Source organism: Candidatus Caldatribacterium sp. SIUC1 (genome assembly GCF_051549785.1).
Lineage (GTDB): Bacteria > Atribacterota > Atribacteria > Atribacterales > Caldatribacteriaceae > Caldatribacterium.
Window position 1 is genome coordinate 55,905 of record NZ_CP189974.1, and the last position, 14,988, is coordinate 70,892.

General features: G+C 57.4%; 14 protein-coding genes. All 14 read right to left on the reverse strand.

The features are described from left to right. Positions 1-2: 2 nt before the first annotated feature. The 14 genes from csaB to ACP6EK_RS00370 all read right to left on the reverse strand — a co-directional run bounded on the left by csaB (position 3) and on the right by ACP6EK_RS00370 (position 14,366). Entirely contained in the window at positions 3-1,070 is a 1,068-nt protein-coding gene (gene csaB / locus ACP6EK_RS00305) for a polysaccharide pyruvyl transferase CsaB (RefSeq protein ID WP_438316272.1), read from the reverse strand. Further along, positions 1,058-2,908: a DUF5693 family protein gene (locus ACP6EK_RS00310; RefSeq protein WP_438318772.1), complete on the reverse strand. Its 1,851-nt coding sequence runs from the start codon at positions 2,906-2,908 to the stop codon at positions 1,058-1,060. Before ACP6EK_RS00310 ends, csaB begins: the two co-directional genes overlap by 13 nt. After that, positions 2,908-3,273 carry a biotin/lipoyl-containing protein gene (locus ACP6EK_RS00315; RefSeq protein WP_438316275.1) on the reverse strand — a complete coding sequence of 122 codons (366 nt, stop codon included), beginning with the start codon at positions 3,271-3,273 and terminating at the stop codon, positions 2,908-2,910. The genes ACP6EK_RS00310 and ACP6EK_RS00315 overlap by 1 nt, the downstream gene beginning before the upstream one ends. A gap of 5 nt (positions 3,274-3,278) precedes the next feature. Further along, complete coding sequence (locus ACP6EK_RS00320) at positions 3,279-3,473, reverse strand: hypothetical protein (RefSeq protein WP_438316278.1); 195 nt, start codon at positions 3,471-3,473, stop codon at positions 3,279-3,281. Continuing rightward, complete coding sequence (locus ACP6EK_RS00325; RefSeq protein ID WP_438316281.1) at positions 3,454-5,013, reverse strand: acyl-CoA carboxylase subunit beta; 1,560 nt, start codon at positions 5,011-5,013, stop codon at positions 3,454-3,456. Before ACP6EK_RS00325 ends, ACP6EK_RS00320 begins: the two co-directional genes overlap by 20 nt. A 53-nt stretch (positions 5,014-5,066) precedes the next feature. Next, entirely contained in the window at positions 5,067-5,894 is an 828-nt protein-coding gene (locus ACP6EK_RS00330; RefSeq protein ID WP_438316284.1) for an Asp23/Gls24 family envelope stress response protein, read from the reverse strand. Then, positions 5,891-6,986 (reverse strand): peptide chain release factor 2 gene (prfB, locus tag ACP6EK_RS00335; protein WP_438316287.1). Its coding sequence is split into 2 segments (ribosomal slippage): positions 5,891-6,916 and positions 6,918-6,986, totalling 1,095 coding nucleotides; the frame shifts between segments, so codons are not numbered across the junction. The genes ACP6EK_RS00330 and prfB overlap by 4 nt, the downstream gene beginning before the upstream one ends. Before the next feature lie 14 nt (positions 6,987-7,000). Then, the gene (secA, locus tag ACP6EK_RS00340) at positions 7,001-9,679 is read right to left on the reverse strand and encodes a preprotein translocase subunit SecA (protein ID WP_438316290.1); all 2,679 of its coding nucleotides are present in this window, start codon (positions 9,677-9,679) and stop codon (positions 7,001-7,003) included. 115 nt (positions 9,680-9,794) lie between these two features. Beyond that, on the reverse strand, positions 9,795-10,583 hold the full coding sequence (locus tag ACP6EK_RS00345; RefSeq protein WP_438316293.1) for a family 1 encapsulin nanocompartment shell protein: 789 nt from the start codon (positions 10,581-10,583) through the stop codon (positions 9,795-9,797). Continuing rightward, positions 10,580-10,927 (reverse strand): ferritin family protein, encoded by a 348-nt coding sequence (locus tag ACP6EK_RS00350; protein WP_438316295.1) that lies wholly within the window; start codon positions 10,925-10,927, stop codon positions 10,580-10,582. The genes ACP6EK_RS00345 and ACP6EK_RS00350 overlap by 4 nt, the downstream gene beginning before the upstream one ends. A 52-nt stretch (positions 10,928-10,979) precedes the next feature. Next, complete coding sequence (locus ACP6EK_RS00355; protein ID WP_438316298.1) at positions 10,980-11,408, reverse strand: RrF2 family transcriptional regulator; 429 nt, start codon at positions 11,406-11,408, stop codon at positions 10,980-10,982. A gap of 46 nt (positions 11,409-11,454) precedes the next feature. Next, positions 11,455-12,645 (reverse strand): class I SAM-dependent rRNA methyltransferase, encoded by a 1,191-nt coding sequence (locus tag ACP6EK_RS00360; RefSeq protein WP_438316301.1) that lies wholly within the window; start codon positions 12,643-12,645, stop codon positions 11,455-11,457. Continuing rightward, positions 12,642-13,049: a bacteriohemerythrin gene (locus tag ACP6EK_RS00365; RefSeq protein WP_438316304.1), complete on the reverse strand. Its 408-nt coding sequence runs from the start codon at positions 13,047-13,049 to the stop codon at positions 12,642-12,644. Before ACP6EK_RS00365 ends, ACP6EK_RS00360 begins: the two co-directional genes overlap by 4 nt. A 12-nt stretch (positions 13,050-13,061) precedes the next feature. Beyond that, the gene (locus ACP6EK_RS00370) at positions 13,062-14,366 is read right to left on the reverse strand and encodes an HD-GYP domain-containing protein (RefSeq protein ID WP_438316307.1); all 1,305 of its coding nucleotides are present in this window, start codon (positions 14,364-14,366) and stop codon (positions 13,062-13,064) included. Between the last annotated feature and the right edge of the window lie 622 nt (positions 14,367-14,988).

A 14,988-nucleotide genomic window follows, 5' to 3' on the forward strand; every position in this document is an offset into this window, starting at 1 on the left:
CCTCACCCCAGGGTGCTTTCCAGAAGGCGGGCAAGCTCTCCCTTTGCAGCAAGCGCTCGCTTTCGGAACACATCTTGCAAGACGCGCGTCTTTTCACGAAGTACCGCAGCGTCCTGTAGGACAGTGCAAAGCAGGGCAGGTTCAAGCGCCGCCAGGGACAGGAGGTTTTTCCCCTCCCAGTGAGCGCTGAAGGCCACGATCTTCGGGTCAAGGTCAAAGGCCCACCAGGGAACACCGCTTTGGGTGGCCAGCACCAGGGGATGGAAGCGCATGCTCACCACTCCAGAAAGTCCCGAAAAATAGGAGAGAACCTCAGAAACTCTGGAGAAGACGTATACCGGGGCGCGGAGATGTCCTGCAAAGGACTCTGCGACCTCTTGATCCTCCCCCCGGTGGAACGCCACGAATTCAAGGTCCCACCCCTCCTTCTGGAGCCTCCGCAATCCTTCACAGAGTACTTCCTTTCGCCCCAGGGCCTCCCGCCGCAGGAAAATCCCAAGACGCGGCGAAGACGTTCTCGCTTCCTCCTGTTCAAGGAGGAAAACCGGATCGGCCCCCAGAGAAGCAGGACAAAGGCGGTGTTCTTCAAGGAACGCCAGGGTGGCCTCATCCCGGGCAAGGAACAGCCGCACCCGGCGAAGGAGCTTCCTGACAAGCTTCACACTGAGCTTCCTTCGAAAAGGACCAAGGCCGCAACCAAAAAAGACCACCGGCTTTCCTACGCGCTGAGCCAGAGACAGAAAGGCCGTGTAGTACAGGAGGGAGCGAAAACTGGTGGCATCCTGAAGGAGACTCCCCCCACCCACGACAACTCCCAGGCTCTCAAAGAGTGCCGAGAGCACCCGATCAGGGCGCCGCCGCTCCACCAGGATTACCTCCCCGGGAAGCGGAGGCACAAGGGATGGATTTCCCACAATCACCCGGTAGGCGAAAGGAAGGGAGCGTTCCTGCCTGATGTCCTCAAGCGCCCTGAGTGTCGCAAGCAGGCTCAGCTCATCCCCCCAGTTGCCGAAGCCATAGTACCCGTAGAGCACAAGGGGGATTCTCCGGGAAGGCGTTATGCGCCCCATCGGCCCACCGTGCGCCAGAGCCAGAGCGCGAAGAGCACGGCGAGATAGTACACACCAAAGACCGGAAAACTCAGGGAAAGGGCGTTCACGAAGCGGAGGAGGATGAAAAAAAGCGGCGTGTGGAGGTGGCAGAAGGAATTCACCAGGGTCACAAACCCTACGGTTGCCGAGAGCCAGAGCACCATCCGGTACACCGGCCGGAGGTCCCGGAGGCACGCAAGAAGCCACAGGGCCGGGTACCCGATGAGGAACTCCTTGGTCCGGGGACGGGCAAAGAGCACCCGCTCAAGGAACGCCCGCATCCGACTCTCTAACTCTCCCGCTCCAAGAAGGGGGAAATTCCCCGAACGGGTGAGATAGAGCACAAAGGCCACTCCAAGCACCACAGCGATGAGGAGTTCAAATCGCCGAAGACCTCCAAGGAGTACTTCCTGAAGACTTCCCCCAAGAAGGCGGCGACGGAAAAGGTAAAGGAAGACAAGCACCACAGGAAGTGTGAGCATGACCTTCACACCGAAGTACTGCTCAATGCGCTGGACGAAAAGCCAGTGGTACAGTCCCTGGGCAATGACAAGGGAACCCGCGAAAGCCACGAGAAAGGCCTCAAGGATACCCCGAAATTTCCTCCCCTGAGAAAACTCTTCCACAAGGAGCATGACCGAAAGCGTCGGTGCGGTCACTCCGGCACAGAGGCCGATGATTTTCATCCCCCAGAGGGGACTGGCAAAGACCGCACCTGAAAGGAGCGTTCCTCCCAAAAACCCCAGCCAGAGGGGGAGACGGGAGAACAGCGCCTCAAGGAGGAAAAGGGCAAAAAACGAAACCACAAAGGCAGAGAGCACAAGAAACGCCTGTGAGGGGGCGAAGGCTCTGTGGGGGAGAGAGGGCAGACCAAAGGCCAACCCCTGTGTCTGGATATCCCCACGAAGGGCCTGAAGGTACGCCAGATTCTGTTCCCAGCCAGTGAAAGAGGGTTCGGTGAAAAGACGAAGGTACAGTACCCGAATTGAGCGTTCCTTTAGGGCCCGAAGAAACCGTTCCCGGGCCGTTCCGGGAGTGTAGTTCTTGAGCTCATCGGGGGGAATGCTGTGCACCCGGAGCGTCCACTGGGGCAAAAGCCGCGCCAGGGTGTCCTCACCCTTCTGCCCCACGAATTCCACGTACCCAAAAAAGAGCCCACGGCTACTGAGAAAGTCAGCGAACCTCCGGAGTGACTGAGGATTCCCGTATCCCGGAATGCTATCACCAGAAGCGATGACCCCCACCACTCCCTCGTTCTTCCACACGTCGTCCCCAAGGAGGCGGGAGAGCACTTCAGGGGAAACGTTCAGATAGTTGTACGGTCGAAGGACCAGGGTACAACCTTCTTCCCTCAGGCGCCGGATGAGATCCCTGTCCCAGCCAAGACCCACCTTTTCCTCCTCTTCAGGAAGCAGGCTCACCCCGAGAACTTCTCCAAAAACCTCCACCCGTTTCCCCAGGGTACTCAGCCGCTCCACCAAGGTCTTTCGCACCGTTTCTGAAGCAACGGTGAAGTACTGAAGGTAAGGTGGAGCATCAGGGGGTGCGGGAGCAGGAACAAGCAAACCCCGCGCTTTCAGGGTTTTCAGGGACCATTCGCTCACCCCAAAGACGGCAAACCCTTGTTGCCTCAGTTCCCGGGCAAGCCCAAAGGGGTCCACACCTTTCGTGCGGGCAAACCACTCTAAGTCATCCCAGTCCACCACAAGGAGAACGCTACGGTTCTCTCGTTCCCGGGCTATGCGCTCAAGGGCAAAGGGGAAAGCCGCCACAAGGACGACGATGCTCAGAAGGACAAGAAGGCGCCTCCCCGGCATCACAGACGCACCTCTTCGACGTCAAAGAGGGGATCGCCCACGTCCACGGTGTCGTTCTCCTCAACGTAGACCTGCGTGATCACCCCATCGTGTTCCACCGGAATCTCGTTCTCCATCTTCATGGCTTCAAGAATCACCGCAACGTGTCCGGCCCGGACCTCGTCCCCCTTCTTCACGTTGACGGCCACAATCCGCCCCGGCATGGGCGCCCGAACGGTGGTGGTCACCCGAAGGCCCTCAGCGGGTTTTGATTCTCCAATCCTTCGAATGTCACTCACGCTAAAGGCTTTCTTCTCACCCCCGGTGATCTCCACAACCTCGACCTCGTACTCCTCACCGTTCACCCGAACGAGGAATTTCCGCACGATCCTTACCTCCCCAGACGAATCCGCAGGCGTCCTTCCTGCAGAGCCAGTGCTTTCCAGGCATGGCTTTTCCGCAAAACGTAAGGCTTCTGACGTGGAGACTCTTCAGCTGTTTCCAGAAATTCCATGAGCGCAGCCACAATGGCAGCAACGACCTCTGGTTTCACACCCACCCCAAGGTCACACCGGGAAATTGCCATGCTTTTTCCCCTTCCTCTCCTCCCGTTTCGACCAGAAAACCTCAAGTGCCCGGCCGATTTTGAGGCGCGTCAGGCGGGGGTCGATGACCTGGTCGACATACCCCCGTTTTGCAGCCTGATAGGGATTGTAGAACTCCTGACGGTACGCTTCAAGCAGCCGTTCCCGTTCCCTTTCGGGGTCCAGAGCGCCTTCAATCTCCCGGCGAAAGATAATTTCCACCGCACCTTCTGCGCCCATCACGGCAATTTCGGCAGTCGGCCAGGCGAAGACCACGTCTGCCCCCAGGTCCCGACTGCACATGGCAAGGTATGCCCCTCCATAGGCCTTGCGGAGGATGACCGTGATTTTCGGAACCGTGGCCTCAGAATACGCGTAGAGCATCTTTGCCCCGTGGCGGATAATTCCTCCAAACTCCTGGTTCGTTCCAGGCAGAAACCCCGGAACATCAACCAGCGTCACCAGAGGAATGTTGAAGCAATCGCAGAAGCGAATGAACCGCGACGCCTTATCCGCCGAATCGATGTCAAGACACCCCGCCAGATGATACGGCTGATTCGCCACAATCCCCACCACATGCCCTCCAATTCGGGCAAACCCCACGACGATGTTACGGGCAAAGCTCTTGTGAACCTCGAAGAATTCCCCCTGGTCCACGATACAGCGGATGACCTCTTTCACGTCGTAGGGCTTGTTGGGGTTGGTGGGGACAATCCCAAGCAGGCGCTCCTCCTGCCGTTCCAGGGGGTCACCGGTTTCCACAAAAGGGGGGTCTTCGGCGTTGTTTGAAGGGAGGAAGGAGAGGAGTTTCCGGACCTCCCGGAAACATTCCTCCTCGGTGCGGGCTGTAAAATGCGCAACACCGCTTCTTGTTGCGTGGGTCATGGCCCCCCCGAGTTCCTCGGCTGAAACCTCTTCTCCTGTGGCTGCCTTCACTACCTGGGGACCGGTGACGAACATCCGGCTGATGCCCTCAACCATGAAGATGAAATCCATGAGCGCTGGGGAGTACACCGCACCCCCCGCACAGGGACCGGCGATAACGGCAATTTGCGGGATGACGCCTGACGCCTGGGTATTGCGGAAGAAAATCTGTCCGTATCCTGAAAGGGAGTCGATGCCCTCCTGAATCCTTGCACCCCCCGAATCGTTGATGCCCACAAGGGGGGCACCGACTTTCAGAGCCATGTCCATGATTTTGCAGATTTTCTTGGCCTGCATCTCCCCCAGGGACCCACCCATGACGGTGAAATCCTGGGAGTACACAAAGACCACCCGGCCATCGATGGTTCCAAAGCCCGTGACCACCCCGTCGGCGGGGAGCTTCCGCTCGGGCATGCCGAATTTCTCCGCCCGGTGCTCCACGAAAAGGTCAATTTCCTCAAAGCTTCCCTCGTCAAGCAAAAGGGCAATTCGCTCTCGAGCGGTGAGCTTGCCACTTTGATGTTGCTTTTCAACAGCCTTCTCCCCACCACCCAGAAGGAGAACGGCTTCTTTCTCCCTGAGCTCTCTGAGGAGCTCCTCCATGGTTTTGCGAGCCATACCTCTTTCGCCTCACAGGTTTTCGTATTTCCTACCAGATGCCACCCCGGATGTCAAGAGCAAGAAGGCTGCCAGGAGGGAAAGAGCACACCCTCGACATCCACGTGTACTGCCTGGAGCTCAACCCCTGTGAGGTACTCCACTCGCTCCCGGAGGTACTGCTGCAGGAAACGGCAGACCTCGGCCACCGACGAACCGTTCTGGAGCACACACGAAAGCTCCACCTCAAGACCCCGTTCCGTCCGGCGCAGATTGATGGCGGTAATCTTCTGCACCCAGGGAGTGTGCACAAGGCAGAGGAACACAAGGGTCCGCAGGGCAGCTTCACTGACGACGAGCTTTCCAAGGTAACTGAAGGGTGGACGCACTACCGTTTTCTCCCGGGAGGTGTAGAACCAGCGCCACACGCCCACGGGAAGGGCATCGGTAATGGCGCTCCAGAGATTGCGCTTGACCTCCACAAGGGGCACGGGAATGGTGTGCTTTCCCTGGGATTCCCGGGCTGCCAGAGCCATCTGAATCTCGTCAAGGGGCGCAAGGTGGAAAATATCCCAGACGACCTCAGGTTTCGGAAGCTCAAGGCGTTCGCAGATTTTCTCCACCATGGGGAGGGAAATGCCAAGGACCAGAACCTTTTCCGGGGCAAGTTCTTGAAGAGCCTTTTTGACTTCCTCCCGGTGGTTCGGGAAGTAAAAGACGGCAACCTTGGCCGCCCGGATTTTGCTGAGCTCAGCCTTTGCTGACCTCCCCGCCAGGATCCTCCCTGAGGCGATGAGCAACCCATCGTCAACAATGCAGTCGATCCCGTGTTCCTTTGCCAGGTGAGGAGCCCGGTAACTCTTCCCCGTCCCCGTTGGTCCGACAAGGGCATACACCTTCATAGGCTCCGTTCCCTCTTGAGGAACGCTTCGATGAAGTCGTCGATTTCCCCATCCATCACCCGCTCAATGTTCCCCGTCTCGTGCCCTGTCCGGTGGTCCTTAACGAGCGTGTAGGGATGGAACACATAGGTCCGGATCTGGTTCCCCCAGGCGATGTCCTTCCGTTCTCCCTTGAGTTCCTGGATTTTCTTCATCTGCTCCTGACGGTAGTATTCGTACAGACGGGCCCGGAGAATCCTCATGGCGACGGCTTTATTCTGGTGTTGGGAACGCTCGTTCTGACACTGGACCACAATACCCGTGGGGATGTGGGTGATGCGGACAGCTGAATCGGTGACGTTCACGTGCTGCCCACCGTGACCGCTTGCTCTAAAGGTCTCAATCCGGAGATCCTGGGGGTTAATCTCCACCTTGACGTCCTCGCCGATTTCTGGAATGACGTCCACCAGGGCAAAAGTCGTGTGACGACGCCGGTTTGCATCAAAAGGAGAGATGCGGATCAGGCGGTGCACCCCGTGTTCGGAACGGAGGTACCCGTACGCGTACTCTCCCTGAACAAGGAAGGTCACGTGTTTCAGCCCCGCCTCTTCCCCTTCGAGGATATCGGTTACCCGGACATCGAAACCCTTGCGTTCGCAGAAACGGAGGTACATCCGGAAGAGCATCTCCACCCAGTCCTGGGACTCCGTTCCTCCCGCACCCGAGTGAATGGTCACAATGGCGTTGCACCGGTCCTCTTCCCGACGGAACAGGAGCCGGATGTCCAGGTCCTCCACGGCTTCGGAGAGCTTCCGAACCTCCTGCACGAGCTCCTGGTACTCCGGGTCCTCGGGAGCGACAAGGTGCGCAAGCTCCTCCGTATCCTCCAGGCGTTTCTTGAGCTCCAGGTACTCCTCAAACACCTGCCGGTACTTCCGGTACTCCGCAAGGAGACGGCTCTGTTTCTCTCCGTCGCCCCAGAAATCACCCCGGGACATCTCGAACTCTATGGCCTTGATTTTTTCCGGAACCCTTTCCTCCTCAAAGATACCCTCCGATTTCCTCGAGTTTCTTTCGGATGAGGGTAAGGTCCCCGGAGAGGTCAACTTGCATCGTTCTTCCTCCTTTCACTTTTTCCCACAGCAGTATTTGTACTTGAGCCCACTCCCACAGGGGCAGGGGTCATTCCGGCCCACTTTACGCCGCGCCTCCTGGGGTTTTGGTACAGAGGCCGGTCGGGGCTTCTCCGAAGTCCTCTGGACAGAGGGCCTTCTTTCGGGAACCACCCGGACGTGGAAGAGGTACCGTAAGGCGTCTTCCCGGATAGCGGTGACCATGTTCTGGAACATCTCAAAGGCCTCGAGCTGGTACTCCACAAAGGGGTCCTTCTGGCCCACCGCCCGGAGTCCGATACCCTCCCGGAGGTGGTCCATGTTGTGGAGGTGGTCCTTCCAGTGGTAATCCACAACCCGCAGGAGGACATAGCGCTCAATATCGCGGAAGACCTCATCACCTACCTCTTGGACCCGGTGCTCGTAGAGATGCACCAGATCCGTGTAGAGCCTCCCCTTAAGGTCCTTTGAGGTGAGCTTCAAACGTTCTTCCTCAGAGGGCTGGAATGCCACCCCAAAAAGGAGCCGCAGGCGCTGGTTCAACCCTTCAAGGTCCCATTCCTCCGGATACACCCGCTCATTGGCATAAGCCTCAACAAGGTCGTCGATGACCTTCTCCAGCATATCGTACACGAAGGGTCGGAGGTTCTCCTCAAAGAGCACCCGCCGCCTCTGGGCGTAGATGACCTCCCGCTGCTTGTTCATAATGTCGTCGTACTGGAGAAGGGTCTTGCGAATGCTGAAGTGGTGTCCTTCGACCCTTTTTTGAGCCGCCTCCACAAGACGGGTGACCAGGGGATGCTCGATGGGAACTCCTTCCTCCATCCCAAAGCGAGCCATGACAGAAGACAAGCGTTCTGGAACGAAAAGCCGCAAAAGGTCATCCTCAAGGGAAAGGAAAAACTGTGACGACCCCGGATCTCCCTGGCGTCCGGCACGGCCCCGAAGCTGATTGTCGATACGACGGCTCTCGTGGCGTTCCGTGCCAATGACGTGCAACCCTCCCAGGGTCTTCACTTCCTCGGCTTCCCTGTCGGTTTCCGCTTTGAAGCGCGCGTAGAGCTCACGGTAGACTTCTCTGGCCCGTTGCATTTCAGGGTCATCGGCAGGAATGCCAAGACTCAGGCGGAGAATGACGTGCTCCGGAAAGCCCATCTCCCGCATCTTCCGCTTGGCAAGGAAATCCGGGTTGCCCCCAAGGAGGATATCTGTCCCCCTCCCGGCCATATTCGTCGAGATGGTGACCGCCCCCTTGCGGCCTGCCTGGGCGATGATTTCCGCCTCCCGTTCGTGGTGCTTGGCATTCAACACCTCGTGGGGAATACCCCGCTTTTTCAGCATGTCGCTCAGACGTTCCGACTTCTCAATGGAGGTCGTCCCCACAAGGACTGGCCGTCCCAAAGCGTGCAGGCGTTCAATCTCCCGGACCACAGCCTCAAACTTCTCCCGCTCTGTACGGTAGATGACATCAGGAAGCGTCGTTCGGCGAAGGGGCTTATTCGTGGGAATCACTACCACCGGCATCCCATAGGTGTAGATGAACTCTTCTTCTTCCGTTTTTGCCGTTCCGGTCATGCCACAGATTTTCTCGTACATTCGGAAGTAATTCTGGTAGGTGATGGAGGCCAGGGTCTGGTTTTCACTCGCTACCTGCAACCCCTCTTTTGCCTCAATGGCCTGGTGGAGACCGTCGCTGTAACGCCTCCCGTACATGAGGCGACCGGTGAACTCGTCCACGATGATGACCTGACCGTCCTTCACTACGTAATCCACGTCCCTTTTGTACAGGTAATGCGCCCTGAGGGCCTGCCGCACAAGGTGCTCCAGGGTTCCTTTCCCCGTCTCCTCATAGAGATTTGCCACGTGAAGGAGTTTCTCAATTTTGGCGATGCCTTTCTCCGTCAGCCACACCGAGCGAGTTTTTTCCTCGAAGTCGAAATCCTCCTTGGGGATGAGCTTCCGGACCACCCGGTCGATCTTGTAGTAGATTTCGGTATTTTCCTCTGCCGGACCGGAGATGATGAGAGGCGTTCGGGCTTCATCAATGAGGATGGAGTCCACCTCGTCGATGATGGCGTAATGGAGTTCCCGCTGGACCACGTCTTCTTTTCGGAGGGCCATGTTGTCCCTGAGGTAGTCAAAGCCAAACTCGACGTTCGTGCCGTAGGTGATATCGCACCGGTACGCCTTCTTCCGCTCCTCAGGTGTTGACTCATGCTGAATAAGCCCAACAGAGAGCCCGAGGAACTCAAAAATCGGCCCCATCCAGTACCGGTCGCGCTTGGCAAGGTAGTCGTTCACCGTGACGATATGGACGCCCCGTCCGGTGAGGGCATTGAGGTAGGCAGGCATGGTGGCCACCAGAGTTTTTCCCTCTCCAGTCTGCATCTCGGCGATCTTCCCCTGGTGGAGCACAACCGCCCCCATGATCTGCACGTCAAAGGGACGCATACCGACGACCCTGCGAGCCACCTCCCGCACCACGGCAAAGGCCTCGATGAGAAGGTCATCGAGGGTCTCACCCCGGGCAAGGCGCTCTTTGAACTCCTCGGTTTTTCGGGAAAGCTCCTGATCCGAAAGCGCGCGTATCTTTTCCTCTAAAGCATTAACCGGCTCGACGAACTTCTTCTGGAGCTCCCGGATGATGCGCTCCTGGGCCTTCTTCGCCCATACCTCTTTCAGCAGGGCAAGCATACGGTTTCCTCCTCAGGGATTGCCCAGAGGGCAGTTACCATTATAACACAGAGAGGTATCGCCAAGGCGCAGAGAGAGTTCCAGAAGGACTGGCGGGGGAGAGCCCCCGCCAGCCTCAGCGAAGGACACACACCGAGCGGGGTTCGGTAAGGAGAAGGGCCAGACTCTCCGAGACGGAGAAGAGATAACCTCCCGCTTCCGGACCGATGAACCCAACCTCAAGGTCCTGACCAAGGAGAATTCGGGCGTAGGCCGGGTTCACCGCAAGAAGCACCCCTCCTTCTTTCAAGTACGGCGCCTTGACCACCCGGTCACCCACAATGGTCCTTATGTGGTCAAGCTCAATCTGTGCCGTTTCGGGGTAACGGCGGAGGAGGAGATTGTACCGCCCTGGAGAAAGCGCCAGAGCAAAGGGCCCATGGAATCCCTCTCCATCAAGAAGAGAAACGGCCCGAATGAGGTCCTCAGCCGCTTTTCCCGGTTCATCCCAGGGAGAGAGGGAGCTCTCAAGAACCCCGGAAGCTGTGCAGAGACCCTTAGAGTCCCCAAACCCTTCGAAAATCAGCCGTTCCTCAAGATGAGCAATTTTCTTCACCGCTGCCACAAGCGGCGCAAGGTCCAGGGTCACACCGTTTCGTTCAAACTGGGCAATATCGAGTTTCCTGAGGGAGAACGTCTGCTCGAGCGCCACAAGTGGCTGTCCTCCGGCAACAAGAACCCCCTCTTCAAGGGGCTTCGTCCCGAAGGGGACAAGGGCAAATCCAAGACCGAAAGGGCCTTCAAGGGGGAGAATTCTCCGTCCCGCAAGCTCCGACTTTGCCACAGAAATGGCGGTTTTCTCAAGCAACTCCCAGAAGGCCTGCCCGAAAGGCGCATCCTCTCGACCAAGGTACGAACCGCTCACTGTCCTCCCTCCTCCCGCAGGGACCCCAGGGTCGGGGTACTCTGACCGAATGAGCGAGCAAGGTCATCGACTTCCTTTGCTCCCTGCGCCAGGAAATCCGCCTCGTCCCCTGTGAGAATCTCAAGGAGTCGCAGGAATTCCCCCGCATGGACCCGTTCCTCGTTGGCAATATCAATGAGAACCTTTTTGGCTAAAGGGTGGTCAGTGGCCTCGGCGTGGGCAAGGTACAGATGCACGGCTTCTTCCTCAGCCGCGAGATTCAGACGAATGGCACGGATGAGCTCCTCTTTCGTCATCTTCCGACCGGGCACCATACCACTGAAGGGGTTCACAAACTCCGGCAACGGTACCACCTCCTGTGAGGTTTTTAGAGTACAACCATGGTCTGTGACCACTTTATTCCGGGTTCTGCGTGGTCTGCCCTTTCTGACACACGCTCTCTAAAGTGTGGGAGGCAAGGTACTCCCGAAAGCGATGGGCAAACTCTCCAAGAAGCCCGCCGAAAATGCACTCCCCGAAAGGACACTCCGGCCCCTCAAGGAGGCAGATTCGCTCAGAAACCGGCCCTTCAATGGCCGCATAGACTTCAAGGAGGGTGATGCGCTCTGGAGGGCGGGAAAGCGTGAAACCCCCTCGAGGCCCACGGGTGGACATCACAAGTTGTGCCTTGCGCAGACGCTGGAAAACCTTCGCCAGGTGGTGAAAGGAGGCACCCGTCTTTTCGGCCATCTCTTTCACCGTGAGGGGAGCGCGGCTTTTACTCAAAAGCACCATGCTGTGCAGTGCTAAAGACACAGCTTCACTGAACTGAGGAAAAGGCGACACAGCTTCACCCCTTCAAGAGGAGGATACTCAACGCTCCATTACTATATCACAGAACTCGCAGGATGAAACACTTCAGGTACCGGGATTCAGGATATCCCACAAGGACGGGATGGTCCTGAGCCTGCCCCCGCTGCTCAAGAATCTGCAGGCGTCTCCCGGCGTCCTGGCTCGCCTCCTTAAGCACCTCAAGGAAGAGGTCTTCGGAGAGATGGTACGAACAGGAACAGGTGACGAGGGTTCCCGAAGGGACGAGGAGTTTCATGGCCAGGAGATTGATGTCCTTGTACCCCCGGAGCGCCCCCTCGAGGGCCTCCTTCCCCTTGACGAAGGCAGGAGGATCGAGAATCACAAGGTCAAAGCGCTCGCCCTTTCTGAAGAGTTCCCGCAGGGCCTCAAAGACGTCGGCAACCTCAAACCGGACCCGATCCTCCAGTCGGTTTAGGCGAGCGTTCTCCCGGGCAAGGGCCACGGCGCTCTCGGAGATGTCAAGTCCCAGGACCTCTTTCGCCCCAAAAGCCGCCGCATGGATGGCAAACCCCCCGGTGTACGAGAAGCAATCAAGAACCCGTGCTCCCTGGACATAGCGGCGAAGGCTCAGGCGGTTCTCCCGCTGATCCAGGAAATACCCCGTCTTCTGGCCCCGGGCGACGTCCACGAAAAAGGCAAGGCCGTTCTCCTTGATGACCACCTCCGGACTCCCACCCGGGAGAATCCACCCCGTGCGTTCCTCAAGGCCCTCTCTCTTGCGGACCTCTACATCGCTCCGTTCATAGATACCCTCAGGATGCAGGAGGACCTCAAGCGCCTCCACGACGTCTCCTCTTCTTTTTTCCATCCCAAGAGTGAGAAACTGCACCACAAGCAGAGAAGCAAACCGGTCCACAATGAGCCCGGGGAGGAAGTCTGCCTCGGCAAAAACCACGCGGAAGGCATTGGTTGTTGCTTCTCGAAAAAGCTTCAGACGAAGCTCAAGGGCCTGCTGCATCCGGCGAAGGAAAAAGTCCCGGTCGATGCGTTCCTCGGGGTTCCGGGTCAGCACCCGGACGGCGATGACCGAACTCGGGTTGTAATACCCCAGAGCAAGGGGTTTCCCCCGGTGATTCTCTAAGAGCACAACATCCCCGGGGTCTGCCGGACCCCGCAGAACCTCGATGTCCGTACGGTACACCCAGGGATGGCCCAGAAGTACCCGCTTTTCTTTTCCTTTCTTGAGACGGACCCGGGCGTACTCCGTCACGTACCCATCTTTGCCCGCAAAAATGCCCCGAGTTCCTTATCCACTTTCAGGATGTGATTCACCCACCAATCCACCACTGTTTTATTCACCTGTGTAACCAGAGCGACACCAACGCTCTTTTCGGCTTCCTTCTGTAACCTCAGGAAAGTCTCGGTAAAACCCTCGTGGAGCCTCTTGTGAGCATCGAACCCTGGATACCTATACTGCACCATGAGCTTTTCCTCAGTGGCGAAGTGGGTTTTCACATAGTCTCCAAGGAAAGCCAGGGTCTCCTGAACGGCGTCCTTCCCCCTTCCTTCCTGACAGGCTTCAAGGAGACGATTGGTCCGGGCAAAGAGCTCCTTATGCTGCTCATCAATCACCACCACACCCACCGAGAACGTATCCGACCACACAAGTGCCACAGAGCACACCCCCTATTCCGTGAACCGGATGGTCTCCTGACGAAAGGCCGCATACTCTAAGACTGATTGCTCCTGAACCTCCCTGCAGGAAGCATGAATCTCGTCAAAGTGGTCCAGAAGCATCGCCACGACATCGGCATCCAGACCTCCCAAATTCGCCATATCTCCGAGGATTTCCCGAATACGCTGGGGCCTCAGGGCTGGTCGGTAAGGGCGGTCTTCGGACAACGCCACGAAGACATCAGCAACGGCCATGACCCTTGACTCAAAGAGGAGTTCTTCCCTTGTTCTTCCAAAAGGATACCCTTGACCATTGCACCGTTCGTGGTGCTCCGAAGCCCACAAAGCAACGTCCTTCAGGTTTTGAATCCAGGAAAGAGCCGCAAAAGTGTAGTAGGCGTGGGACTTCATAACGCGTATTTCCTTTTCGGTCAGCGGCCCAGGTTTTTCGAGAATCTCTACCGGTACGGCTATTTTCCCCAGGTCATGGAGGAGCCCTGCCGCAAAAATAAGCTCATGCTCTCCTCTTGGGAGTCCGGTGAGTTCTCCAAGCCTGCGAGCTGTATACGCCACCCCAGCAGAATGGGTAGCCGTGAAGGCGCTCCGGAAATCAACGAGATGGGCAATAACACGGCAGAATCGGAGGAAATCCTCCACATTTAGACACAGTTTCCCCGGAGGAACGAGGCCATGCACGATGTGGCGAAGGCGGGGCGAAGCAAGGTCAAACCACACGTAATCCTTGGAGAGGAGTTTTCGAAATGCTTCGAAAACCTCTGGATGGAAGAGACGGGGAACAAAAGACCGGAAGAAAGGCTCTCTCTCCCGGATCTCCCCCAAGGGATCTTCCTGAAAAGAACACACGATGCTGACCCGGTCAGCGAAATGGATGACGTGGCTTTCAAGGGGAGCGGTTCTGCCACGGCCCTCTTCCCAAGGAAGATGGTGGCAACGGATAACCTCTGCAAGCGATGCAAAAGGTCCAAAGTCCTTGAGCAACACGTAGCCCACAAAAGCGTGGTGATGAGGATTACGAAACTCAAAGTGAAGAGCGTCAAGACGCTCCAGTAGAGAGAACGCTCCGATATCGTGCAGCAGGCCTCCAATGAGGAGATCCCTGAGGGACTGCTCCGGGAATCCCAGAACCTCTCCGAGGCGAAAGGCAAGGTAAGCAACCTTCAGGTGGTGCTCAAAAAGCCGTCGATTCACAAGGTCTACCACCTCAGCAAGGCAGAGCACGAACCCAAGAAGGGGAATACCGTAACAAGAGTCCTCTTCGTTCTCCTGTGTAGGACAAATGACGTTCCAATCCTCCATGGCGACGACACTCCCCAAACTTCAGGGAAAGTATACCACAGTCCTCGTTCGTGTACATTTACCGTAAAGGTTCCAACCCAAAAGAACAAACCTCACCGTCCAGAGTATGGGGGAAATCCCATGGGTGAAACACCACCAAAACGCTCTGGAGGTGAGGTCCCATGGATATCGGGGCTCCAGGAGATTCTGGCATGCTCTCTCCACTTCCTGGAAAAAAAGAGTGGGTTTCCAGGAGTTTGCAGAGAAGCTCTCAAAGACCGAAAGCAGTGTGGGCAGATTGAGGGTGGTCCTCGAAAGCCAAAGACGAGGCCATCCACCGGGAGAGGGATAGAAACGCCTTCCAGGTGGTCCGAAGGAAAGACCAGCGGACCGTCCTCGCCCCCTTTGGGGATGCCACCTCAAGGAAGGACCTCCTATGGGCAGAGCGACAGAGAGTGTACCTGCACCTCCTCGATGACCAGATCATCTCCGTCCTACCTTGATGCCCCTGGTGCAGGGAGTCCGGAGGCCTGTCCTGAGCGTTATGCCAGAGGGCAGAGAGAGGGTTCCTGGGAGAACGCGGAAGCCTTCTGCTCTCAAGCCTGCCCGTACCTCCCTCAGAGCTGAGGAGAATCCCAGCACA

Excerpts from the sequence above, each read along its gene's own strand:
- csaB (WP_438316272.1), bottom strand. The coding sequence starts at position 1,070 with ATGGGGCGCATAACGCCTTCCCGGAGAATCCCCCTTGTGCTCTACGGG.
- ACP6EK_RS00310 (WP_438318772.1), bottom strand. The coding sequence starts at position 2,908 with ATGCCGGGGAGGCGCCTTCTTGTCCTTCTGAGCATCGTCGTCCTTGTG.
- ACP6EK_RS00320 (WP_438316278.1), bottom strand. The coding sequence starts at position 3,473 with ATGGCAATTTCCCGGTGTGACCTTGGGGTGGGTGTGAAACCAGAGGTC.
- ACP6EK_RS00325 (WP_438316281.1), bottom strand. The coding sequence starts at position 5,013 with ATGGCTCGCAAAACCATGGAGGAGCTCCTCAGAGAGCTCAGGGAGAAA.
- ACP6EK_RS00330 (WP_438316284.1), bottom strand. The coding sequence starts at position 5,894 with ATGAAGGTGTATGCCCTTGTCGGACCAACGGGGACGGGGAAGAGTTAC.
- secA (WP_438316290.1), bottom strand. The coding sequence starts at position 9,679 with ATGCTTGCCCTGCTGAAAGAGGTATGGGCGAAGAAGGCCCAGGAGCGC.
- ACP6EK_RS00370 (WP_438316307.1), bottom strand. The coding sequence starts at position 14,366 with ATGGAGGATTGGAACGTCATTTGTCCTACACAGGAGAACGAAGAGGAC.